We start from the raw sequence: 23,321 nt of genomic DNA, 5'->3' as shown, positions 1-23,321 counted from the left end.
GTCTCCCGCCGTCAGGCGCCGTTCGTTCGTTGATTGGTTGTTGATTGGGGATCAGGCGTAGAGCGGGTTGACCTTGTCGACATTGATGCCGTACTTCTTGATCGCTTCCACCACCTTGGCCACCGGCACGGTGCCATCTTCGCTCAGCGCCTTGAGCGCAGCCACCACGATGTAGTGGCGGTTGACCTCGAAGTGCTCGCGCAGCTTGTTGCGGAAGTCGCTGCGGCCGAAGCCGTCGGTGCCCAGCACCTTGTAGTTGCGGCCCTTCGGGATGAAGGGGCGGATCTGCTCGGCGTAGGCCTTCATGTAGTCGGTCGATGCGACGACCGGGCCGGTCGTGGCGCCGAGCTGCTCGGCCACGAAGGGCACGCGCGGGGTCTGGTCGGGGTGCAGCAGGTTCCAGCGGTCGGCGTCCTGGCCGTCGCGGGTGAGCTCGTTGAAGCTCGGGCAGCTCCACACGGAAGCCGACACGCCCCAGTCCTTCTCGAGCAGTTCCTGCGCGGCAAAGCTTTCGCGCAGGATGGTGCCGCTGCCCAGCAGTTGCACCGTGGGTGCCTTGGCCTTGAGCGCGGGGCCCTGCTTCGACAGGTACATGCCCTTGATGATCTGCTCTTCGGTGCCGGGCTGGAGGCCGGGCATCGCGTAGTTCTCGTTGAGCAGCGTCAGGTAGTAGTAGACGTTGTCCTGCTTCTCGACCATACGCTTGAGGCCATGGTGCAGGATCACGCCGACTTCATGCGCGAAGGTCGGGTCGTAGCTCACGCAGTTGGGGATGGTGTTGGCCAGGATGTGGCTGTGGCCGTCTTCGTGCTGAAGGCCTTCGCCGTTCAGCGTGGTGCGCCCCGAGGTGCCGCCCAGCAGGAAGCCGCGCGCCTGCATGTCGCCGGCAGCCCAGGCCAGGTCGCCGATGCGCTGGAAGCCGAACATCGAGTAGTACACGTAGAACGGCACCATGATGCGGTTGTTGGTGCTGTACGAGGTGGCGGCAGCGATCCAGCTGGACATGCCGCCGGCTTCGTTGATGCCTTCCTGCAGGATCTGGCCGGCCTTGTCTTCCTTGTAGTACATGACCTGGTCCTTGTCGACCGGGGTGTACTGCTGACCGTGCGGGTTGTAGATGCCGACCTGGCGGAACAGGCCTTCCATGCCGAAGGTGCGGGCCTCGTCGACCAGGATGGGCACCACGCGCGGGCCGAGCGCCTTGTCGCGCAGCAGCTGCGTGAGGAAGCGCACGTAGGCCTGCGTGGTCGAGATCTCGCGGCCTTCGGCCGTGGGCTCGAGCACCGCCTTGAAGGTGTCCAGCGCGGGCACGGTGAAGCTCTCGTCGCTCTTCACGCGGCGGTGCGGCAGGTAGCCGCCCAGCGCCTTGCGGCGCTCGTGCAGGTAGCGCATTTCCGGCGTGTCGTCGGCTGGCTTGTAGAACGGCAGCTCGGCGATCTGGCTGTCGGGAATCGGGATGTTGAAGCGGTCGCGGAAGGCCTTGATGTCCTCGTCGCCGAGCTTCTTGGTCTGGTGGACCGTGTTCTTGCCTTCGCCGATCTTGCCCATGCCGAAGCCCTTGACGGTCTTCACGAGCAGCACGGTGGGCTGGCCCTGGTGGTTCTGGGCGGCGTGGAAGGCTGCGTACACCTTCTGCGAGTCGTGGCCGCCGCGCTGGAGGTTCCAGATCTCGTCGTCGGTCATGTGCTCGACCATCTTCAGCGTGCGCGGATCGCGGCCGAAGAAGTTCTTGCGGACGTAGGCGCCGTCGTTGGCCTTGAACGACTGGTAGTCGCCGTCGTTGCACTCCATCATGATCTTGCGCAGCGCGCCGTCATGGTCCTTCTCGAGCAGGGCGTCCCAGCCCTTGCCCCAGACCAGCTTGACGACGTTCCAGTTGGCGCCGCGGAACTCGCCTTCGAGCTCCTGAATGATCTTGCCGTTGCCGCGCACCGGGCCGTCCAGGCGCTGCAGGTTGCAGTTGATGACGAAGATCAGGTTGTCGAGGTTCTCGCGAGCGGCCAGGCCGATGGCGCCCAGCGATTCGACCTCGTCCATTTCGCCGTCGCCGCAGAAGACCCAGACCTTGCGGTTCTCGGTGTTGGCGATGCCGCGTGCGTGCAGGTACTTGAGGAAGCGGGCCTGGTAGATCGCCATCAGCGGGCCCAGGCCCATCGACACGGTCGGGAACTGCCAGAACTCGGGCATCAGCTTCGGGTGCGGGTAGCTGGAGAGGCCCTTGCCGTCGACTTCCTGGCGGAAGTTGAGCAACTGTTCTTCGGAGAGGCGGCCTTCGAGGTAGGCGCGGGCGTAGATGCCGGGAGAGACGTGGCCCTGGATGTAGAGCAGGTCGCCGCCGTGGTTCTCGCTCTCGGCATGCCAGAAGTGGTTGAAGCCGGCGCCGAACATGCTGGCCAGCGAGGCGAAGGAGCCGATGTGGCCGCCGAGGTCGCCGCCTTCGGCCGGATGGTGGCGGTTGGCCTTGACCACCATCGCCATCGCGTTCCAGCGCATGTAGGCGCGCAGGCGCTGTTCGATCTCGAGGTTGCCGGGGCTGCGGGCTTCCTGCGAGGGTTCGATGGTGTTGACGTAGCCGGTGTTGGCCGAGAACGGCATGTCGACCGTGTTCTGGCGGGCATGTTCGAGCAGTTGCTCGAGGAGGAAGTGAGCCCGCTCAGGCCCCTCGCTCTGGATGACGGAAGACAGAGCATCCATCCATTCACGTGTCTCCTGGGCGTCCGCGTCGTTAGCGGCCGAGCCGAACAGGTTCTCGGGGTTTGCCGACATGCTTATGTCTCCTTTTAGGGCTGTGGCTGTAATTTAAGTGCGCTGTGCAGCGAACGCGGCGGAGTTTCGCATAGAAACATCGCAATTTCAAATAGTGCTTATTGATTTTTCAATGTGAAATTCAAAAGAAATCAGGGCAGGAACGGATGTCCGCACGGGACATGGCAAGCCGAGAGGGCAAGCCTAGAATCCGCCCCATGCCTCTCTCCTCCCCGCTGGCGGTTGCCCGCAGTGCCGTGAACGCCTCGCCGCTGTCCTGGTGGCGCAGGTGGTGGCGACGCCAGACTCCGGTGCTGCAGGACGCGGTCGCCATGCTCGCGCCGATGGCGGCCGTGCTGCTGTTCCTCGCCGCCATCGTTTCCGCCTTCTGGTACCTGCGCACCGAGGAGGTCGAGCGCGAGCAGGAGTCGGTGCGCCGCGACGTCGAATACGCACAGCAGCGCATGCGCCTGCGGCTGCTCGAGCGGCAGGAGCAGTTGATGCGCATCGCGCGCGACGCTTCCAACCGCGAGATCGACCCCGTCGAGTTCACCAGCCGCGCCGAATCGCTGGTGAGCCAGTTTCCCGAGCTGCAGACCATCACCTGGATCGATGACCGCCGCCGCTTCAAGGCCGGCTATGCGGCACCCAGCGTGCATCCGGCGCAGCAGCACCTGATCGGCGACGTGCTGCGTCCCGGCGACATCGAGAGCAACTACGCACTGGCGCGCGAACTGCGCCAGCCGGTCTTCTCGCAGCCCGTGGCAGGCGGCGACCCGCCCTCGATGCTGCAGCTGCACATTCCCCTTTTCGACCAGGGCCTGTTCGCGGGCGTCGTACTGGGCGAGTTTTCCATCGACGGGCTGCTGCGCTACGGCATGCCCTCCGAGGTGCAGGCGCGCTACGCGGTGTCGCTGCTCGACGCCAAGGGCCATGTGATCGCCGGCAACACCACGAACCTGAAGGAAAGCGGCACGCGCCTGCTGCCCTGGTCCGAGCGCACCAACGAATATGAAGTGCCGGTGTCGCCCGTCGGCAATGCGCTGGTGCTGCGGGCGCAGGCCTATCGCACCTCGCAGGGCGTGGTCGGCAACGGGCTCTTCTGGCTGGTCTGCGCGTTGAGCGTGCTCACGAGCTGGATGCTGATCGGCACCTGGCGCCACACGCGCCGGCGGCTGCAGGCGCAGCAGCGGCTGGTGGCCGAGACCAACTTCCGCCGGGCGATGGAGAACTCCATGCTCACCGGCATGCGCGTGCTCGACCTGCAGGGCCGCATCACCTACGTCAATGCCGCCTTCTGCGCGATGACCGGCTGGAGCGAGGAAGAGCTGGTCGGCCAGTCGCCGCCCTTCCCCTACTGGCTCGAATCCGATCGCGAGGTGATGAACGAGCGGCTCGAAGAGGAACTGCACGGCCGCGCCCTGCCCGGCGGCTTCCAGGTGCGGGTGAAGCGCAAGAACGGCAGCGTGTTCAACGCCCGCCTCTATGTGTCGCCGCTGATCGACGCACGCGGCCACCAGACCGGCTGGATGACGTCGATGACCGACATCACCGAGCCCACGCGCATCCGCGAGCAGCTCTCGGCCTCCTACGAGCGCTTCACCACGGTGCTGGAAGCGCTGGACGCCGCCGTGTCGGTGGCCCCCATCGGCAGCGAGGAGCTGCTGTTCGCCAACAAGCTGTACCGCCTCTGGTTCGGCTCCGACACCGTGGGCCACCTGGGCATGGTCGCGCAGGCGGGCGTGCCGGCGTCGAATGCGCACGACGAAGGCCTGGACGACGTGGACCCGTACGCCGGCTTGCCGATCGACACCCTCACCGCCGCACAGACCGCCAACAACGAGATCTTCGTGCCCCACCTGGGCAAGTGGCTCGAAGTGCGCTCGCGCTACCTGACCTGGGTGGACGGCCGGCTCGCGCAACTCGTGATCGCCACCGACATCACGCCGCGCCGCGACGCCGAGGAACAGGCCGCCGCGCAGGCCGACAAGGCCCAGGCCGCCAGCCGCCTCATCACCATGGGCGAGATGGCCTCCAGCGTGGCGCACGAACTCAACCAGCCTCTGACCGCCATCACCAACTACTGCAACGGCATGATGTCGCGCATCAAGGGCCAGTCGATCGACAACGAGGCCCTTCTGGCCGCGCTCGAGAAGACGTCGAAGCAGGCCCAGCGCGCGGGCCAGATCATCCAGCGCATCCGCTCCTTCGTGAAGCGCAGCGAGCCCAACCGCACGCCAGCCGACGTGGCCACCATGGTGAGCGAGGCGGTCGAGCTCGCCGGCATCGAGCTGCGCCGGCGCAACGTGCGCCTGAACCACTACGTGGCGGCCCGGCTGCCCGTGGTGCGCGTCGACCCCATCCTCATCGAGCAGGTGATGGTCAACCTGCTGAAGAACGCGGCCGAGGCCATCGACCTCGCCGACCGCCCGCTGGCGCGCCGCAGCGTGGAACTGCGCGTGCTGCCCAAGGTGATCGAGGGCCACAACGCCATCGAGTTCTCGGTGCAGGACACCGGCAAGGGCCTGGCGCCCGAGGTGATGGACCGGCTCTACGAGGCCTTCTTCTCCACCAAGCCCGAAGGCATGGGCATTGGGCTCAACTTGTGCCGCACCATCGTCGAGTCGCACCGCGGCCGGATGCAGGCGGAGAACATCTACAATGGCCCGGATGTGATCGGATGCCGTTTTTCCTTCTGGATTCCGGTGTTGGACGCTATCAGTTCCGTAGCTAGCGACGAGGCAAAGGTACCTGCATGAGTTTGATTCCGAAGAAGGGCACGGTCTATGTCGTCGACGACGACGAAGCCGTACGCGATTCGCTGCAATGGCTGCTCGAAGGCAAGGACTACAGAGTCCGCTGCTTCGATTCCGCCGAATCCTTTCTCTCCCGATACGACCCGCGTGAAGTCGCCTGCTTGATAGTCGACATCCGCATGGCGGGCATGACCGGCCTTGAACTACAGGACCGGCTGATCGAACGGCGCTCCCCGCTGCCCATCGTGGTCATCACCGGCCACGGCGACGTGCCGATGGCGGTCGACAGCATGAAGAAGGGTGCGATGGACTTCATCCAGAAGCCCTTCAACGACGAGGAGCTCGTCACGCTGGTCGAGCGCATGCTCGAACACGCTCGCGGCGCCTTCACGCAGCACCAGCAGTCGGCCAGCCGCGACGCGCTGCTGTCCAAGCTCACCGGCCGCGAGGCACAGGTGCTCGAGCGCATCGTCGCCGGCCGCCTGAACAAGCAGATCGCCGACGACCTGGGCATCAGCATCAAGACGGTCGAGGCGCACCGTGCCAACATCATGGAAAAGCTCAACGCCAACACCGTGGCCGATCTGCTCAAGATCGCGCTGGGGCAGGCGGCGCCAGCCGCCAAGGCCTAGAAACAGCTATCCGCCCGATAGCGACACATGACCCCCACGCCTGCGAAAGCGGGCGTTTTTACTTGGAAAATCGAAACCGATGACCGCCCAACTGATCGACGGCAACGCACTCGCCAAAACCATCCGCGCCGAAGTTGCCGGCCGCACCGCGGCGCTCAAGGCGCGCGGCGTGAACCCGGCCCTTTCCATCATCCTCGTGGGCGAAGACCCGGCCAGCCAGGTCTACACGAAGCACAAGGTCAACGACAGCGCGCAGACCGGCCTCGACGCCACGCTCGAGACCTACCCCGCCGACATGAGCGAGGCCGACCTGCTGGCCCGCATCCGCACGCTCAACGACGACCCGAAGGTGCACGGCATCCTGGTGCAGTTGCCGCTGCCCAAGCACATGGACAGCCAGAAGGTCATCGAGACGATTTCTCCGGCCAAGGACGTCGACGGCTTCCACGTTGCCAGCGCCGGCGCGCTGATGACCGGCGCCCCCGGCTTCTGGCCCTGCACGCCGCACGGCTGCATGAAGATGCTCGAATCGATCGGCTACGACCTGCGCGGCAAGCATGCCGTGGTCATTGGCCGCAGCAACATCGTCGGCAAGCCGATGGCCATGATGCTGCTCGCCAAGAGCGCCACCGTGACCATCTGCCACAGCGCCACCAAGGACCTGGGCGCCATCACGCGCCAGGCCGACGTGATCGTCGCCGCTGTGGGCAAGCTCGATCTGCTGACCGCCGACATGGTCAAGCCCGGCGCGGTCGTCATCGACGTGGGCATGAACCGCCGGCCCGACGGCAAGCTCGCCGGCGACGTCGACTTCGACGGCGTGAAGGAAGTGGCCGGCTGGATCACGCCCGTGCCCGGCGGCGTGGGCCCCATGACGCGCGCGATGCTGCTGGTCAACACCCTTGAAGCAGCCGAGCGCGCCGCAAGATAAGAACCACCCCGTTGCTTGCTCACTTCGTGTAGCCGCCTCCCCCTCGAGGGGCGCCACCGGCGGCCCGGCAGAGTCGGTTCCGCGGTGGCTCCCGAATGGGTCCGTCAGTTCGAACAGGATTTCTCACATGACCAACCCGCTTCTCGATTTCACCGATCTCCCGCTGTTCGACAAGATCAAGCCGGAACACGTATCGCCCGCTGTCGATGCGTTGCTGGCCGATGCCGAGTCCGCGCTGCAGACCGTGACCGCGCCCGACTTTCCCGCTGACTGGAACGCGATCTCCAAGGTGCTGGACGTGGCTTCCGAACGCTTCAGCCGCGCCTGGGGCGCCGTCGGCCATCTCAATGCCGTGGCCGACACGCCCGAGCTGCGCGCCGCCTACAACGAGGCCATGCCGCGCGTCACCGCCTTCTGGACCCGCCTGGGCTCCGACGAGCGGCTGTATGCAAAGTACAAGGCCATCGACGTCAAGACACTCAATGCCGAGCAGCGCCAGGCCCACAGCAACGCGGTGCGCAACTTCGTGCTGGGCGGCGCCGAGCTGCAGGGCGAGGCCAAGAAGCGCTTCGCCGACATCCAGGAGCGCCTGGCCGAACTGAGCCAGAAGTTCAGCGAGAACGCGCTCGATGCCACCGATGCCTTCGCCTACTACGCCACGCTCGGCGAGCTCGAAGGCGTGCCCGAGGACGTGGTGAGCGCCGCGCGCGCGGCCGCCGAGGCCGACGGCAAGGAAGGCTACAAGCTCACGCTGAAGATGCCCTGCTACCTGCCGGTGATGCAGTTCGCAAGGAGCAGCGCGCTGCGCGAGAAGCTCTACCGCGCCTACGTCACGCGGGCCAGCGAGTTCGGCGACGCGGCCTTCGACAACACCGCGCTCATCACCGAGATCCTCGCGCTGCGCGAGGAAGAGGCCAAGCTGCTGGGCTACAGGAACTACGGCGAGCTGTCGGTGGTTCCGAAGATGGCCGAGTCGCCCGAGCAGGTGGTGAAGTTCCTGCGCGACCTCGCGGCCAAGGCCAAGCCGTATGGCGAACGCGACCTGGCCGACCTGCGCGTCTTCGCAGCCCAGCAACTGAACATCGCCGACCCGCAGCCCTGGGACTGGAGCTACATCGGCGAGAAGCTCAAGGAAGCACGCTATGCCTTCAGCGAGCAGGAGGTGAAGCAGTACTTCCCGGCACCGAAGGTCATGGCCGGCCTGTTCAAGATCGTCGAGACGCTCTTCGAGGTGTCGATCCGCCGCGACTCGGCGCCGACCTGGCATCCGAGCGTGGAGTTCTATCGCATCGAACGCGCCGGGCAGAAGGTCGGCCAGTTCTATCTCGACCCGTCGGCCCGTGCCGCCAAGCGCGGTGGCGCGTGGATGGACGACGTGCGCGCCCGCTGGCTGCGCCCCGACACGGGCGTGCTGCAGACGCCCGTCGCGCAGCTGGTTTGCAACTTCGCCAGCGGTGTCGACGGCAAGCCGCCGCTGCTCACGCACGACGACGTGACCACCCTCTTCCACGAGTTCGGCCACGGCCTGCACCACATGCTCACGCAGGTGAACGAGCGCGACGTCTCGGGCATCAGCGGCGTCGAGTGGGATGCGGTCGAGTTGCCGAGCCAGTTCATGGAGAACTTCTGCTGGGAGTGGGACGTGCTCAAGCACATGACGGCCCACGTCGACACCGGCGAGCCGCTGCCGCGCGCCCTCTTCGACAAGATGACGGCGGCCAAGAACTTCCAGAGCGGCCTGCAGACGCTGCGCCAGATCGAGTTCTCGCTGTTCGACATGCTGCTGCACACCGAGTACCACGCCGCCACCGCCAAGCCCGGCGACGTGATGGCGCTGCTGGGCAAGGTGCGCGCCGAAGTCGCGGTGATGCCCTCGCCGCCTTTCAGCCGCACGCCGAATACTTTCAGCCACATCTTCTCGGGCGGCTACGCTGCCGGCTACTACAGCTACAAGTGGGCCGAGGTGCTGAGCGCCGACGCCTACGCCGCCTTCGAGGAAACCGTGGGCGCCGACGGCGAGCCGAACATCGAGACCGGCCGCAAGTACCGCCAGGCCATCCTTGAAGCCGGCGGCAGCCGCAGCGCCATGGATTCGTTCAAGGCCTTCCGCGGCCGCGAGCCCCAGCTTGATGCGCTGCTGCGACATCAGGGCATGGCCGAGCCCCAGCCGGCTTGATGCATCGCTGAAGCTTGCGATACTCGGGCGATGCATACGATTTACAAAATCTCACCATTGCATCGCCTGACCGGCCTTGCCCTTGTGCTCGTCGCCGCGGGCGCCGTGGCACAACCCGTCTACCGCCAGGTGGACAAGAACGGCAAGGTCACTTTCTCCGACCGCGCCCCGAGCGCGAGCACCGAGCCGGCGCCGGCTGCCGGCCAGCCCGGCTCCGCCCCCTCCTCCACGGCCAACACCTCCGGCCTGCCGTACGAACTGCGCCAGGTGGCGCAGCGCTATCCCGTCACGCTCTACAGCGGAGACGAGTGCGGCCCCTGTGGCGCGGCACGCACGCTGCTCATCACGCGCGGCATTCCGTTCGAGGAACGCACCGTCAAGAGCAACGCGGACATCGAGGCCCTGCAGCGCCTGAGCAACCAGAACGCGTTGCCGCTGCTGACCATCGGCTCGCAACAGCTCAAGGGCTTCTCGGACGTGGAATGGTCGCAGTACCTCGACGCGGCCGGCTATCCCAAGAGCAACAGCCTGCCCGCGGGCTATCGCAACGGCCCGGTCCGGCCGCTGGTAGCGCAGACGGCTCCCGCGCCTCGTGCCGCCGCAACCCCCGCGCCGGCCGCGCAGCCCGCGCCGCCGCCGCCGGCCTCGAGCGAACCGACGCCGAGCAATCCGGCCGGCATCAAGTTCTGAGCTTGCGTTCGGCTGCGACTCAGACGCCGAACTCCATCGTCTTCACGCCGGCCGCGGTGCCCAGCAGGCACACGTCGGCCTTCTGGTGCGCGAAGACGCCCACCGTCACCACGCCCGGCCATTGGCTCACCGTCGATTCGAACGCCAGCGGATCGGTGATGCGCAGCCCCGTCACGTCGACGATGTGCTGGCCGTTGTCGGTGACCAGCGGCAGGCCTTCCTTCTCGCGCACCTGGGCGATGCCGCCCATGGCGGCGAACTGGCGCATCACGCGCTGCGCGGCCATCGGGATCACCTCCACCGGCAGCGGAAACGCGCCCAGCACCTCCACCAGCTTGGACTCGTCGGCGATGCAGACGAACTTGCGCGACTGCGCCGCGACGATCTTCTCGCGCGTGAGCGCTGCGCCGCCGCCCTTGACCATGAAGCCGCGGTGATCGATCTCGTCGGCGCCGTCGATGTAGACCGACAGTTCCTCCACCTCGTTGCTGTCGAACACCGGGATGCCGAGGGCCCGCAGGCGTTCGGTAGAAGCGACCGAGCTGGAGACCGCGCCCTTGATCTCGTCCTTGATCGTGGCCAGCGCATCGATGAACTTGTTCACCGTCGAGCCGGTGCCCACGCCCACGATTTCGCCCCTGGCGACATAGGCCAGCGCGGCGCGGCCGACCTGGGCCTTGAGTTCGTCCTGGGAAAGCGGTTGGGAGGAAGTTGGGGAGGCGGGTGCGGTCATCACGGACAATCCTTGGCTCATTGAAGCCCCGAATTATCCGATGCCCCTGCTGATGCCCTCCTCGCTCTACGGCCTGGCCCGCCCCTTCCTGTTCGGTTTCGACCCCGAACATGCCCATGAAATCACGCTGGACGGGCTGGCGCGCACCCAGAACACCCCGCTGGCCTGCGCCTACTCGGCACCACGCGTCGACGACCCGGTCCAGCTCGCCGGCCTGAGCTTTCCGAACCGCGTGGGCCTGGCGGCCGGCCTGGACAAGAACGCCCGCTGCATCGACGCCTTCGCCGCCATGGGATTCGGCTTCGTCGAGGTCGGCACGGTCACGCCGAAGGCGCAGCCGGGCAACCCAAAGCCGCGCATGTTCCGCCTGCCGCAGCGCGAGGCGCTGATCAACCGGCTCGGTTTCAACAACGAGGGGCTGGATGCCTTCCTGGCCAACGTGCAGAAAGCACGCTTCCGCAAGAGCGGCGGCCGGGGTGCGAAATCGCCGATGCTGCTGGGCCTGAACATCGGCAAGAACGCCGCCACGCCCATCGAGCGCGCGGTCGACGACTACCTGGCCTGCCTCGACGGCGTGTACCCGCACGCCGATTACGTGACGATCAACATCTCCAGCCCGAACACCGCCAACCTGCGCTCGTTGCAGAGCGACGAGGCGCTCGATGCACTGCTCGGTGCCGTGGCCGAGCGGCGCGAGGCGCTGGCGGCGCGCCACGAGAAGCGCTCGCCGCTGTTCGTGAAGATCGCGCCGGACCTGGACGAAGCGCAGGTCGCGGTCATCGCCGCCACGCTCAAGCGCCACGGCATGGATGGCGTGATCGCCACCAACACCACGCTCGCGCGCGACGCGGTCAAGGGCCTGCCGCATGCGGAGGAAGCGGGTGGATTGTCTGGAGCGCCAGTGCGCGAGGCGAGCAACCGCGTGATCGCCCAACTGCGCGCGGCACTGGGCACGGGCTTTCCGATCATCGGGGTCGGCGGCATTCTGAGCGGCGCCGATGCCAAGGCGAAGATCGCCGCGGGTGCGGACGTCGTGCAGATCTACACCGGACTGATCTATCGCGGCCCGGCGCTGGTCCGCGAAGCGGCCCAGGCGCTGCTGCGCGATCGCGGCAACAAGGCCTGAGCGCCTTCTTTTTCTCTTCTTCTCTCAGCGCATGCGCCAGAGCACTGGCGCAATGACCGCGGCCCAGCGCAGCAGCCGCTTCGGCCGGATCACGACCACGGCGGCAGCCGCGACGACGCCGGTTGCCACGGGATGCGCACGCGCGATGCGCAGTGCGGCAGCCGCGGCCGACTCGTTGGGCGGAGGCACATCGTCACTGGCGGGCCGGGTCTCGCGCCCGCCCTGCATCGTCGCGATGCGCAGGCGCTGAAGCTCCATGCGCGCCAGCAGCTCTTCGCGAGTGACTGGCCTGCGGACCCGGCGCGGTGCCTCTTCCTCATCGTCCGCCGGATCCTTGCCCAGTCCGAAGCGCTCCTGGGCCCAGGCCCAGTCGCGCTCGAATTCCTGGCGAGCAGGCAGGAAGCCGTTGGATGCATTGCGCAGCGTCAGAAGCAGCCCGATGGCGGCGGCCAGCCAGAGCGCGATCCAGACACCCGCCACCGACCACGCGGCCGTGATGCGGTACGGCGTGTCCCAGTAGTTCACCACCACCGCCACCGACAGCAGGGCCACGGTGACCGTGGTCAGTCCCAGCACCGCCAGTGCGAGGAGAAGCATCAGCTTGAGGCGCTGCTTCTCGTCCTCCCAGGCCATGCGCAGCAGTTGCACCCGGTCTTCGACGGCCAGCGCGCCTTCTGCCGCGGCAATGCGCAGCCGGCGGATCCGGGCATTCAATCCGAACAGGGACGACAGCCTCATGCGCTGCCTCCCCTCATGTCCGGGCTGACGTCAATGCTGCTGCGATGCGTGTTCAGGTCAGCGGCGGCCAAGCAGCAAGCCCACCAGCACGCCGACGGCCAGTGCGGCACCGGCGATCTGCCATGGTTCGTCGTGGGCGTAGGCGTTGGCGGAGGTTGCCGCCTCGCGGGCCTTCTTGGCCGCGAGCTTGCTCTTCTCGGCCGCGAGTTCGCGCGCGATGGCCAGCTTGGTGTCGATGCGCTGGCGCAGCGCCTTGATGTGGGGAACCGAATCCAGGTCCTTGCTCGCCAGCACGCCGCGCACGTCGCTCGCGATGTCTTCGGCCGCTGCTTCAAGATTTTGGGATGCACTCATTGGAAACTTTCCTCCGTGATGACACCGGCACCGCGCCGGCGGCTTCGCGCCGCAAATGGCGTCCTGTCATGTTACAGGCACAAAAGACCCTCGGGCGCGACAGATGTGCAGCTTTTGGCACGCAATACGCTCCATCGCCCGCATGGGGCTCATCGGCTGTCGGCCAGCAGGGCTGCCACGTGGCGCCCGATGGCCAGGCTGCTCGTGAGCCCTGGCGACTCGATGCCGAAGAGATTGACCAGCCCCGGCACGCCGTGCGACGCGGGGCCGTCGATCATGAAGTCGGCCGCGGGCTCGCCGGGGCCGGATATCTTGGGCCGCATGCCCGCATAGCCCGGAATGAGCGCGCCGTCGGGCAGCGCGGGCCAGTACTTGCGTACCTCGGCATAGAAGCTGTCGCCGCGAGCGGGGTCGACCACGAGGTCGTCGGGCGAGGACACCCACTGCACATCGGGCCCGAACTTGGCCTGCCCGCCAAGGTCGATCGTGAGATGTACGCCCAGCCCGCCCGGCTCCGGTACGGGATAGACGAGGCGCCCGAACGGTGCGCGCCCCGACAGGGTGAAGTAGTTTCCCTTGGCGAAGTATTCCTTCGGTACCGCGGCAGGCGGCAGCCCCTCGAAACGCCGGGCCAGCGCGGGAGCGCCAAGACCGGCTGCGTTGACCACGCTGCGGCAACGCAACGCCGTGCCGTCTTCAGCCAACAGCACGATGGCGCCACCATCGCACTCGGCACGCAATACGGGCGATTTCAGCGCCAGCATGCCGCCAGCGTTCTCGAGGTCGCCGAGCAGGCTCAGCATGAGCGCGTGGCTGTCGACGATGCCGGTGCTCGGCGAATGCAGTGCCGCCACGCAATGCAGTTGTGGCTCCATCCCGATGGCCTGCTGCGCGGTGATGAGCGTCAGGTCGTCGACACCGTTCGCGGCAGCCTTCGCCCGGATGACCTCGAGCTGCCCCGCCTGCTCGGGCGATGTCGCCACGATGAGCTTGCCGCAGCGCCGGTGCGGCACGCCCCGCTCGACCGCATAGGCATACAGCAGTTCCTTGCCTTCGACACAGAGCCTGGCCTTGAGCGAACCCTGCGGATAGTAGATGCCGGCATGAATGACTTCGCTGTTGCGCGAACTCGTTCCCGTGCCGATGCCGCCTTCGGATTCGAGCACCAGCACCTCCCGGCCAGCGAGCGCCAAGGCGCGCGCCACTGCCAGCCCCACCACACCACCGCCGATGACGGCGCAATCGATTTCATCCATCGCGCGAGCTTAGCGCGGCTCGCGTACGGGTCGTGGATTTCGCCCCGCGCCGCACCCCGTCACTGCACGGACGGCGGCGGCTCGGGATCGGTGGGTTCGTCTGGCGAGGTCTCGGCCCCTTCGTCGGGCTCGACAGGAAGGTCCGGTGCAACGGGCGGGGGAACATCGGGATGAGTGGCCATGGCTGCGCTCCTTTCCCTCTGGTTCTAGATCACCGCTACGGGAAAGTCGACAGCGCACGGCTGCACCTGCCGTCGGTGCGTGCCGACACTGTGGGCTTGCCCAGGCGGTGCGGACGCGCCGCGCACTGCTTATTTGCCGCGATGCAAGCCGAAGCTCCGACGTTCGGCACGACGAAGTAAACGACAAAGACAATCCCGGCGCAGAAAACAAAAAAGCGACCTGGAAATCCAGGTCGCTTTTTGATTTGGTGGGCGGTGGAGGCTTCGAACCTCCGACCCCAGCAGTGTGAATGCTGTGCTCTACCCCTGAGCTAACCGCCCAAAGCAGCGCATTCGATTGCGTTGCTTTGAATTGTGTATCGCGTTCAGCGAAGACTTAGATTATGCCACAGCTTTTTCGTCATTCTGGCGAAACAGTGTGCGGCCACCAGAAGATTTGTCGAGCTGGGCCAACACGGCTTCGTGCGCGGTCAGCTCGTGCTCGGCCGCCATGATGACCGGCAATTCGAACTGGCTCAGGTCGACGGCCACCACGGCAGTACCCTGCACAGGCTCGGCAGCAGCCACGTCGATGAGCAGCGCGTCCTGCCCGCGCGTGAGGTTGATGTAGACGTCGGCCAGCAGCTGGGCGTCGAGCTTGGCGCCGTGGAAGGTGCGGTTGGAACGATCGACACCGAAGCGGTCGCACAGCGCGTCGAGCGAATTGCGCTTGCCCGGGTACACCTGCTTGGCCATCGCCAGCGTGTCGGTCACTTCGCTGACGAAGGTGCGCAGCGGCGGCAGGCCCGCGCGCTCGAATTCCTTGTTGAGGAAGCCGACGTCGAAGGCCGCGTTGTGAATGATCAGCTCGGCGTCGCGCAGGTATTCGACGATGTCGTTGGCGAGTGTGGCGAACTTGGGCTTGTCGCGCAGGAAGTCAGTCGTCAGGCCGTGGACCTTGAGCGCGTCCTCATGGCTCTCGCGCTCGGGGTTGAAGTAGATGTGCAGGTCGTTGCCGGTGAGCTTGCGGTTGAACAGCTCCACGCAGCCGAGCTCGATGATGCGGTCGCCGTTCTCGGCCGAGAGACCGGTGGTTTCGGTGTCGAGGACGATCTGGCGGGTCATTGGAGTACCTCCGTGCTTCGCACTGCGGTGCGAGCTTGCTTGGGGCGGCCCGGCGCGGCGCTCATGCACTCCTTGCTCATCAGTGGTTTTCCTTGGCGTGGTTGATCGTGTACTTGGGGATCTCGATCGTCACATTCTCCTGCGCCAGGATCGCCTGGCAACTCAGGCGCGACTGCGGCTCCAGTCCCCAGGCGCGGTCGAGCAGGTCTTCCTCGCCCTCTTCCGCCTCGTTCAGCGAGTTGAAGCCCTCGCGCACGATCACGTGGCAGGTGGTGCAGGCGCAGCTCATCTCGCAGGCGTGCTCGATGTCGATGTGGTTGTCGAGCAGCGCCTCGCAGATCGAGGTGCCGGCGGGCGCGGTGATTTCTGCACCTTCGGGGCAGTACTCGGGATGCGGGTAGATCTTGATCGTGGGCATGTCGTTGTTCTAGAGGGATTCGACCTTGCGCCCGGCAAGCGCGCGCGCGATGCCCGCGTTCATGCGCTGTGCGGCGAAGGCTTCGGTGTCGTCGGCAAGCTTCTTGGTGGCGGCCTCGATGGCTGCCGCATCAGTGCTGCCCTTGACCGCTTCGCGCAGCCGGGCCATCGATGCGTCGATGGCCGCGCGCTCTTCGTCGCTCAGCAGGTCGCCGTCGGCATCGAGCGCGCTCTGTGTGGCCAGCAGCATGCGGTCGGCATCGACGCGCGCCTCGACCAGCGCGCGGGCCTGCATGTCCTGCTGCGCGGTGGAGAAGCTCTCCTGCAGCATGGTCGCGATCTGGTCGTCCGACAGGCCGTACGAGGGCTTGACCGCCACGCTGGCCTCGACGCCGCTGGCCTGCTCCTTCGCGCTCACGCTCAGCAGGCCGTCGGCGTCGACCGTGAAGGTCACGCGGATACGCGCCGCGCCGGCCGCCATCGGCGGAATGCCGCGCAGCGTGAAGCGCGCGAGGCTGCGGCAGTCGGACACGAGGTCGCGCTCGCCCTGCACCACATGCAGCGCCAGCGCGGTCTGGCCGTCCTGGTAGGTGGTGAAGTCCTGCGCCATCGCAGTCGGAATGGTCTGGTTGCGTGGCACGATGCGCTCGACGAGGCCGCCCATGGTCTCGATGCCGAGCGACAGCGGGATCACATCGAGCAACAGCAGTTCGCCCGCGCCGTTGTTGCCGGCAAGCTGGTTGGCCTGGATGGCGGCGCCCAGCGCGACGACTTCATCAGGGTTCAGATTGACCAGCGGCTCGCGGCCGAAGAAATCGGCGACCGAGCGGCGGACCTGCGGCATGCGGGTGGAGCCACCCACGAGCACGATGCCCTTCAGCTCTTCCGCCTTGAGCTTCGCATCGCGCAGCGCCTTGCGCACGGCGGCGATGGTGCGGTCGGTGAGCGGCTGGGTGGCGGCGTAGAACTGCTCGCGCGTGACGTCGAACGAAATCGTCTTGCCTGCGACCTCGGCCTTGAACACGACCGTTTCCGAATCGGTCAGGGCCTCTTTCACGGCACGGGCGGCCACGAGCAGCGCAGCCTTGTCGGCATCGCTGCCGGCTTGCAAGCCGGTCTGCGCGAGCACGAAATCTGCCAGCGCATGGTCGTAGTCGTCGCCGCCGAGGGCCGAGTCGCCGCCGGTGGCGATCACCTCGAACACGCCCTGCGTGAGACGCAGGATCGAGATGTCGAAGGTGCCGCCGCCAAGGTCGTAGACCGCGTAGACGCCCTCGCTCGCGTTGTCCAGGCCGTAGGCGATGGCAGCGGCCGTCGGCTCACTGATCAACCGCAGCACGTTGAGGCCGGCGAGCTGCGCGGCGTCCTTGGTCGCCTGGCGCTGGCCTTCGTCGAAGTACGCGGGCACGGTGATGACGGCGCCGTAGAGCTCGTCGTCGAAGGTGTCTTCCGCACGGAAGCGCAGCGTGGCGAGAATCTCGGCGCTGATCTCGACCGGCGACTTCTCACCCGCCAGCGTCTGCACCTTGACCATACCGCCGTCGCCGCTGCCGATGCGGTACGACATCGACTCGCGGTTCGCGATGTCAGCCAGGCCGCGGCCCATCAGGCGCTTTACCGAGGTGATGGTGTTGGCCGGGTCCTGCGCACGCGCAGCCAGCGCGTCGTACCCGATCTGGCGGCGGTCGCCTTCGAGGTAGCGCACGGCCGAAGGCAGCAGCAGGCGGCCCTTTTCGTCGGGCAGGCATTCGGCCACGCCGTTGCGTACCGAGGCGACCAGCGAGTGCGTGGTGCCGAGGTCGATGCCCACGGCGATGCGGCGCTGATGCGGGTCGGGCGCCTGGCCGGGTTCTGAAATCTGGAGAAGAGCCATGCTTCTATTGTCCCAACTGATCGAACCTGGCTTCGACGTCCTGTGCGAAGCGCTCAATGAACATGAGGGCTCTCACCTGCTTGGCTGCGGCGGGGTAGTCGCCCTTCTCGTCGATCAGCCAGTCGAGCGACGACAGCGCGCGCGTGCGGCCGGCCTCGACCTCCGCGTGGAGCTTTTCGAGCGAAGCGATGTCCGTCACCTCGTCGAGCGACTCGCGCCATTCCATCTGCTGCATCAGGAAATCGGGGGGCATCGCGGTGTTGTTCTCGGCTTCCAGCGGCGCGCCGTTCAGCTCGCAGATGTAGCTGGCGCGGCGAATCGGGTCCTTCAGCCGCTGGTAGGCCTCGTTGATGCGCACCGACCACTGCATGGCCACGCGCTGCGCCGCGGCGCCCTGCGCGGCAAAGCGGTCCGGGTGGGCCTCTCGCTGCAGTTCCTTCCAGCGCGCGTCAAGCACGGCGCGGTCCTGCGCGAAGGTCGCGGGGACGGCGAACAGTTGAAAGTCGGTATCGTTCAGGTTCATGGCAAGAAAAAACCGCCAGCACATGACATGTTGGCGGCTGTGGTCGCAGTCAGCGACGGCGCATCAGTTCAGATGCGGAAGCTTTCCCCGCAACCGCAGCGGTCGCGCTCGTTCGGGTTGTTGAACTTGAAGCCCTCGTTCAGGCCCTCGCGCACGAAGTCGAGCTGCGTGCCGTCGATGTAGGCAAGGCTCTTCGGATCGACCAGCACCTTCACGCCGTGGTCTTCGAAGACCACGTCCTCGGGCGTCAGTTCGTCCACGTATTCGAGCTTGTAGGCCAGGCCCGAGCAACCCGTGGTCTTCACGCCCAGCCGCACGCCCACCCCCTTGCCCCTCTTGCCGAGGTAGCGGGTGACATGTCGGGCAGCGGCTTCGGTCAGCGTGACGGCCATGTCAGTGGACGGCTTCGGCAGCGGCACCGGTTTCGGTCTTGACGCCGTGCTTGGCCTTGTAGTCGTTCACTGCTGCCTTGATGGCGTCTTCGGCCAGGATGGAGCAGTGGATCTTCACCGGCGGCAGCGCCAGTTCTTCGGCGATCTGTGCGTTCTTGAGCGCGGCCGCTTCGTCGAGCGTCTTGCCCTTGACCCATTCGGTCACGAGCGACGACGAGGCGATGGCCGAGCCGCACCCGTAGGTCTTGAAGCGCGCGTCTTCGATCACGCCGGTTTCGGGGTTGACCTTGATCTGCAGCTTCATCACGTCGCCGCAGGCCGGTGCGCCGACCATGCCGGTGCCGACGGAGTCGTCGCCCTTTTCGAAGGAGCCGACGTTGCGCGGGTTTTCGTAGTGGTCGATGACCTTGGAAGAATATGCCATGGTGTACCTCTCAAACTTTGTTCAATCGTGGTGCCTGGTGCGGGCCTGAGCTGTCGCTCGTCGCGTCAGTGGGCCGACCACTGGATCGTGCTGATGTCGACGCCGTCCTGGAACATCTCCCACAGGGGGCTCAGCTCGCGCAGCTTGGCAACGTTGTGCTTGATGGTCGAAATGGCGTAGTCGATTTCTTCTTCGGTCGTGAAGCGGCCGATGGTCATGCGCAGGCTGCTGTGGGCCAGCTCGTCGCTGCGGCCCAGGGCGCGCAGCACATAGCTGGGCTCCAGGCTGGCCGAGGTGCAGGCCGAACCCGACGACACCGCCAGGCCCTTGATGCCCATGATCAGCGACTCGCCCTCGACGTAGTTGAAGCTCATGTTCAGGTTGTGCGGCACGCGGTGCTCGAGGTCGCCGTTGATGAACACCTGCTCGATGTCCTTCAGGCCGTCGAGCAGGCGCTTCTGCAGGCGGCGCGCGTGTTCGATGTCCTTGTGCATCTCCAGCTTGGCGATGCGGTAGGCCTCGCCCATGCCGACGATCTGGTGCGTAGGCAGCGTGCCCGAGCGCATGCCGCGCTCATGGCCGCCGCCGTGCATCTGCGCCTCCAGGCGCACGCGCGGCTTGCGTCGCACGAACAGCGCGCCGATGCCCTTGGGGCCGTAGGTCTTGTGCGAAGCCAGGCTCATCAGGTCGATGGGCAGCTTCGTGACGTCGATGTCGATCTTGCCGGTGGCCTGGGCAGCGTCGACGTGGAAGACGATGCCCTTCTCGCGGCAGATGTTGCCGATGGAGACCACGTCCTGGATCACGCCGATTTCGTTGTTCACGAAGAGCACGCTGACCAGGATGGTGTCGGGGCGGATCGCCGCCTTGAGCTTCTCCAGGCTGACGAGGCCGTTTTCCTCGACGTCGAGGTAGGTGACCTCGAAGCCCTGGCGCTCCAGTTCGCGCATGGTGTCGAGCACGGCCTTGTGCTCGGTCTTCAGGGTGATGAGGTGCTTGCCCTTGCCCTTGTAGAAATTGGCCGCGCCCTTGAGGGCGAGGTTGATCGACTCCGTGGCGCCCGAGGTCCAGACGATCTCGCGCGGGTCGGCGTTGATCAGTTCCGCCACCTGGCCACGCGCCTTCTCGACCGCCTCTTCAGCCTCCCAGCCCCATGCGTGGCTGCGCGACGCCGGGTTGCCGAAATGTTCGCGCAACCAGGGAATCATGGCGTCGACCACGCGCGGGTCGACCGGCGTCGTTGCGCCGTAATCGAGATAGATCGGGAAATGAGGAGTTACGTCCATGGCTGGCTCGTGCTGGCGTGGGGGTTGTTCTTTGATCTGGGCTGCTCAGGCTGGCGCCCGAAGGCGCCGCCGGAACTCTGACTCAGCGCTTTCAGGACTTCGCGAATGCGTTCCCGAGCGCGAACACCGAATTCGGCGCGTTCACGCGAATCGGCTTGACCACCGGCTGCGCGGAGATGGCGCGCTTGACGACCGGCTTGTTCTCGATCTGCACGCCCTTGGCGATCTGGTCGTCGACCAGCTTCTGCAGCGTGACGGAGTCGAGGAACTCGACCATGCGCTGGTTCAGCGAGGCCCAGAGCTCGTGGGTCATGCAGCGGCCGGCTTCGCCGAGGCAGTTTTCCTTGCCGCCGCACTGGGTGGCGTCGATGGGTTCATCGACGGAAACGATGATGTCGGCCACGGTGATGTCCGCGGCCTTGCGGCCGAGGCTGTAGCCGCCGCCGGGGCCACGGGTCGACTCGACCAGCTCGTGACGGCGCAGCTTGCCGAACAGCTGTTCGAGATACGACAGCGAGATCTGCTGCCGCTGGCTGATCGCGGCCAGCGTGACCGGACCGGTGTTCTGACGCAACGCCAGATCGATCATTGCTGTGACCGCAAAACGGCCTTTGGTAGTGAGACGCATCGCAAGCTCCTTCAAGTGCTTACCGTTGAAACGACACCGTGGTCCAGGACCGCGGTGACTTCGTCTCCGCCCTGCCCGACCCCTGACGCTGGTGAACCAGCCGGTAGGAGTCGGTCCTTCATCGCGAAGTTCTTCTCTTTGTTGTTGAGTATTTCGCTCAAGTATAACAGAAGCCCCCGAGGCCTGCTCGGGTAAACCCCAGCGCGGGTTTCGCAGGGAGATGCGAACGTCCGGCTTACTGCGCCAGACCGGCGATGTTGTCGCCGCCGGACGCTCCGAAAGCCTGCTCCCGCAGCAGCGCCAGCTGGTCGCGGACGCGGGCCGCCTTCTCGAATTCGAGGTTGCGGGCGTGCTCCAGCATCTGCTTTTCGAGCCGCTTGATTTCCCGGGCGATGTCCTTCTCGCTCATGTCCTCGACCTTGGCGCGCTCCAGGTCGAGCTTGGCCGCTTCCTTGCCGCTCTTTTCGCTGTAGACGCCGTCGATCAGGTCGCGCACCTGCTTGACGATGCTGCGCGGCGTGATGCCGTTGGCCTCGTTGTAGGCGATCTGCCGGGCGCGGCGGCGCTCGGTCTCGCCGATGGCCTTCTTCATCGAATCGGTCATCCTGTCGGCGTACAGGATCGCCTTGCCGTTCAGGTTCCGCGCGGCGCGGCCGATGGTCTGGATCAGCGAGCGCTCCGCGCGCAGGAAGCCTTCCTTGTCGGCGTCGAGGATCGCCACCAGCGAGACCTCCGGAATGTCCAGCCCCTCGCGCAGCAGGTTGATGCCCACCAGCACGTCGAAGGTGCCCAGGCGCAGGTCGCGCAGGATCTCCACCCGCTCCACCGTGTCGACGTCGCTGTGCAGGTAGCGCACCTTTACGCCGTTGTCGCCCAGGTAGTCGGTCAGCTGCTCGGCCATGCGCTTGGTCAGCGTGGTGATCAGCACGCGCTCGTTCTTCTCGACGCGCGTGCGGATCTCGCCCAGCACGTCGTCGACCTGGTGCGTGGCGGGGCGCACCTCGACCTCGGGGTCGATCAAGCCGGTGGGCCGCACCAGCTGTTCGACCACATTGCCGGCATGGTCCTTCTCGTACTGCGCCGGCGTGGCCGACACGAAGATGCACTGCCGCACCCGGGCCTCAAACTCCTCCAGCTTGAGCGGGCGGTTGTCCAGCGCACTCGGCAGGCGAAAGCCGTACTCGACCAGCGTGACCTTGCGCGCCCGGTCTCCGTTGTACATGCCGCCGAGCTGGCCGACCATCTGGTGGCTCTCGTCGAGGAACATCAGCGCGTCCTTCGGCATGTAGTCGGTCAGCGTGGGCGGCGGGTCGCCAGGGGCGGCGCCCGAAAGGTGGCGCGTGTAGTTCTCGATGCCCTTGCAGTGGCCGATTTCCGACAGCATTTCGAGGTCGAAGCGCGTGCGCTGCTCCAGCCGCTGCGCCTCGACCAGCTTGCCGGCGCCGACCAGCTCCTTGAGCCGATCGGCCAGCTCGATCTTGATGGTTTCCACCGCCGCAAGCACCTTGTCGCGCGGCGTCACGTAGTGGCTCGACGGATACACCGTGAAGCGCGGCACCTTCTGCCGGATGCGCCCGGTCAGCGGGTCGAAAAGCTGCAGCGACTCGATCTCGTCGTCGAACAGCTCGAAGCGGACTGCCAGTTCGCTGTGCTCGGCCGGGAACACGTCGATGGTGTCGCCGCGCACCCGGAACGTGCCGCGCGCAAAGTCCTGCTCGTTGCGCGTGTATTGCATGCGGATCAGCTGGGAGATCAGGTCGCGCTGGCCGACCTTGTCGCCGACGCGGGCAATCAGCCGCATCTCCATGTAGTCCTCGGGCGTGCCGATGCCGTAGATCGCACTCACCGTGGCCACGATGACCGTGTCGCGCCGCTCCAGCACGCTCTTGGTGGCCGACAGGCGCATCTGCTCGATGTGCTCGTTGATCGACGAGTCCTTCTCGATGAACAGGTCGCGCTGGGGCACGTAGGCCTCGGGCTGGTAGTAGTCGTAGTAGCTGACGAAGTACTCGACGGCGTTCTTGGGGAAGAACTCGCGGAATTCGCTGTAGAGCTGCGCTGCCAGCGTCTTGTTGGGCGCGAACACGATGGCCGGGCGGCCCAGGCGGGCGATCACGTTGGCCATGGTGAAGGTCTTGCCGGAGCCGGTGACGCCCAGCAAGGTCTGGAATGACTCGCCGTCCTTCACGCCCTCGACCAGCCCCTCGATCGCCGCAGGCTGGTCGCCGGCCGGCGGATAGGGCTGGTAGAGCTCGAAGGGCGAGCCGGGAAATTTGACGAATTCGCCCTGCTTCGCCGGCCCGATCGGGTCGAGTTTCTTCAGGTCTGCTATGGCTTCGTTGTTCTCTGGCATGG

20 protein-coding genes and 1 tRNA gene are annotated in these 23,321 nt (G+C 66.2%); 6 read left to right on the top strand and 15 right to left on the bottom strand.

Features of this window, described 5'->3' with window-relative positions; translation table 11 throughout:
* Positions 1–51: 51 nt before the first annotated feature.
* The gene (gene aceE, locus FHT32_RS26560; protein ID WP_176667564.1) at positions 52–2,766 is read right to left on the bottom strand and encodes a pyruvate dehydrogenase (acetyl-transferring), homodimeric type; all 2,715 of its coding nucleotides are present in this window, start codon (positions 2,764–2,766) and stop codon (positions 52–54) included.
* Between the two features lie 197 nt (positions 2,767–2,963).
* Between aceE and FHT32_RS26555 the strand changes: the two genes are divergently transcribed.
* The 5 genes from FHT32_RS26555 to FHT32_RS26535 all read left to right on the top strand — a co-directional run bounded on the left by FHT32_RS26555 (position 2,964) and on the right by FHT32_RS26535 (position 9,930).
* Positions 2,964–5,504, top strand: coding sequence for a PAS domain S-box protein (locus FHT32_RS26555; RefSeq protein WP_176667563.1), 2,541 nt, complete (start codon positions 2,964–2,966; stop codon positions 5,502–5,504).
* A complete protein-coding gene (locus FHT32_RS26550) occupies positions 5,501–6,133 on the top strand; it encodes a response regulator transcription factor (protein ID WP_012747279.1) in 633 nt (210 codons plus the stop codon). Before FHT32_RS26555 ends, FHT32_RS26550 begins: the two co-directional genes overlap by 4 nt.
* Before the next feature lie 79 nt (positions 6,134–6,212).
* Positions 6,213–7,064: a bifunctional methylenetetrahydrofolate dehydrogenase/methenyltetrahydrofolate cyclohydrolase FolD gene (gene folD, locus FHT32_RS26545; protein WP_176667562.1), complete on the top strand. Its 852-nt coding sequence runs from the start codon at positions 6,213–6,215 to the stop codon at positions 7,062–7,064.
* A gap of 127 nt (positions 7,065–7,191) precedes the next feature.
* Complete coding sequence (locus tag FHT32_RS26540) at positions 7,192–9,240, top strand: M3 family metallopeptidase (protein WP_176667561.1); 2,049 nt, start codon at positions 7,192–7,194, stop codon at positions 9,238–9,240.
* A gap of 30 nt (positions 9,241–9,270) precedes the next feature.
* Positions 9,271–9,930 (top strand): glutaredoxin family protein, encoded by a 660-nt coding sequence (locus FHT32_RS26535; RefSeq protein WP_176667560.1) that lies wholly within the window; start codon positions 9,271–9,273, stop codon positions 9,928–9,930.
* A gap of 19 nt (positions 9,931–9,949) precedes the next feature.
* Here the strand turns inward: FHT32_RS26535 and rpiA are convergent, their stop codons facing one another.
* The gene (gene rpiA, locus FHT32_RS26530; RefSeq protein ID WP_176667559.1) at positions 9,950–10,663 is read right to left on the bottom strand and encodes a ribose-5-phosphate isomerase RpiA; all 714 of its coding nucleotides are present in this window, start codon (positions 10,661–10,663) and stop codon (positions 9,950–9,952) included.
* Between the two features lie 40 nt (positions 10,664–10,703).
* On the opposite strand from rpiA, the gene FHT32_RS26525 reads away from it, so the two are divergent.
* Positions 10,704–11,789 (top strand): quinone-dependent dihydroorotate dehydrogenase, encoded by a 1,086-nt coding sequence (locus tag FHT32_RS26525; RefSeq protein WP_176667558.1) that lies wholly within the window; start codon positions 10,704–10,706, stop codon positions 11,787–11,789.
* Positions 11,790–11,813: 24 nt separating this feature from the next.
* Here the strand turns inward: FHT32_RS26525 and FHT32_RS26520 are convergent, their stop codons facing one another.
* The 13 genes from FHT32_RS26520 to uvrB all read right to left on the bottom strand — a co-directional run bounded on the left by FHT32_RS26520 (position 11,814) and on the right by uvrB (position 23,319).
* Positions 11,814–12,527, bottom strand: coding sequence for a phage holin family protein (locus FHT32_RS26520; protein WP_176667557.1), 714 nt, complete (start codon positions 12,525–12,527; stop codon positions 11,814–11,816).
* Between the two features lie 57 nt (positions 12,528–12,584).
* Positions 12,585–12,881 (bottom strand): DUF883 family protein, encoded by a 297-nt coding sequence (locus FHT32_RS26515; protein WP_093052316.1) that lies wholly within the window; start codon positions 12,879–12,881, stop codon positions 12,585–12,587.
* 149 nt (positions 12,882–13,030) lie between these two features.
* A complete protein-coding gene (locus FHT32_RS26510; RefSeq protein WP_176667556.1) occupies positions 13,031–14,137 on the bottom strand; it encodes an NAD(P)/FAD-dependent oxidoreductase in 1,107 nt (368 codons plus the stop codon).
* A 428-nt stretch (positions 14,138–14,565) separates the two neighbouring features.
* A tRNA-Val gene (locus FHT32_RS26505) sits at positions 14,566–14,640 on the bottom strand.
* Positions 14,641–14,700: 60 nt separating this feature from the next.
* Entirely contained in the window at positions 14,701–15,423 is a 723-nt protein-coding gene (dnaQ, locus tag FHT32_RS26500; protein ID WP_176667555.1) for a DNA polymerase III subunit epsilon, read from the bottom strand.
* 79 nt (positions 15,424–15,502) lie between these two features.
* The gene (gene fdx / locus FHT32_RS26495; protein WP_176667554.1) at positions 15,503–15,841 is read right to left on the bottom strand and encodes an ISC system 2Fe-2S type ferredoxin; all 339 of its coding nucleotides are present in this window, start codon (positions 15,839–15,841) and stop codon (positions 15,503–15,505) included.
* A 9-nt stretch (positions 15,842–15,850) separates the two neighbouring features.
* On the bottom strand, positions 15,851–17,713 hold the full coding sequence (gene hscA, locus FHT32_RS26490) for a Fe-S protein assembly chaperone HscA (protein ID WP_176667553.1): 1,863 nt from the start codon (positions 17,711–17,713) through the stop codon (positions 15,851–15,853).
* Between the two features lie 4 nt (positions 17,714–17,717).
* Positions 17,718–18,236, bottom strand: a complete 519-nt coding sequence (gene hscB, locus FHT32_RS26485) for a Fe-S protein assembly co-chaperone HscB (protein ID WP_176667552.1) — start codon at positions 18,234–18,236, stop codon at positions 17,718–17,720.
* 68 nt (positions 18,237–18,304) lie between these two features.
* On the bottom strand, positions 18,305–18,628 hold the full coding sequence (gene iscA, locus FHT32_RS26480; protein ID WP_093201676.1) for an iron-sulfur cluster assembly protein IscA: 324 nt from the start codon (positions 18,626–18,628) through the stop codon (positions 18,305–18,307).
* Position 18,629: 1 nt separating this feature from the next.
* A complete protein-coding gene (iscU, locus tag FHT32_RS26475) occupies positions 18,630–19,052 on the bottom strand; it encodes a Fe-S cluster assembly scaffold IscU (protein WP_126018730.1) in 423 nt (140 codons plus the stop codon).
* A 65-nt stretch (positions 19,053–19,117) separates the two neighbouring features.
* Positions 19,118–20,338 (bottom strand): IscS subfamily cysteine desulfurase, encoded by a 1,221-nt coding sequence (locus FHT32_RS26470; RefSeq protein ID WP_176667551.1) that lies wholly within the window; start codon positions 20,336–20,338, stop codon positions 19,118–19,120.
* A 91-nt stretch (positions 20,339–20,429) separates the two neighbouring features.
* Positions 20,430–20,966 (bottom strand): Fe-S cluster assembly transcriptional regulator IscR, encoded by a 537-nt coding sequence (gene iscR, locus FHT32_RS26465; protein WP_007828186.1) that lies wholly within the window; start codon positions 20,964–20,966, stop codon positions 20,430–20,432.
* Between the two features lie 235 nt (positions 20,967–21,201).
* Complete coding sequence (gene uvrB, locus FHT32_RS26460; protein ID WP_218088416.1) at positions 21,202–23,319, bottom strand: excinuclease ABC subunit UvrB; 2,118 nt, start codon at positions 23,317–23,319, stop codon at positions 21,202–21,204.
* Positions 23,320–23,321: the final 2 nt, after the last annotated feature.

Origin of the sequence: Variovorax sp. SG517 (genome assembly GCF_013376045.1) — a bacterium.
In the GTDB taxonomy this organism is placed as follows: Bacteria; Pseudomonadota; Gammaproteobacteria; order Burkholderiales; family Burkholderiaceae_C; genus Variovorax.
Note: the sequence above shows the minus strand (reverse complement) of the source record. Positions and strands in the feature narration are given on the sequence as shown.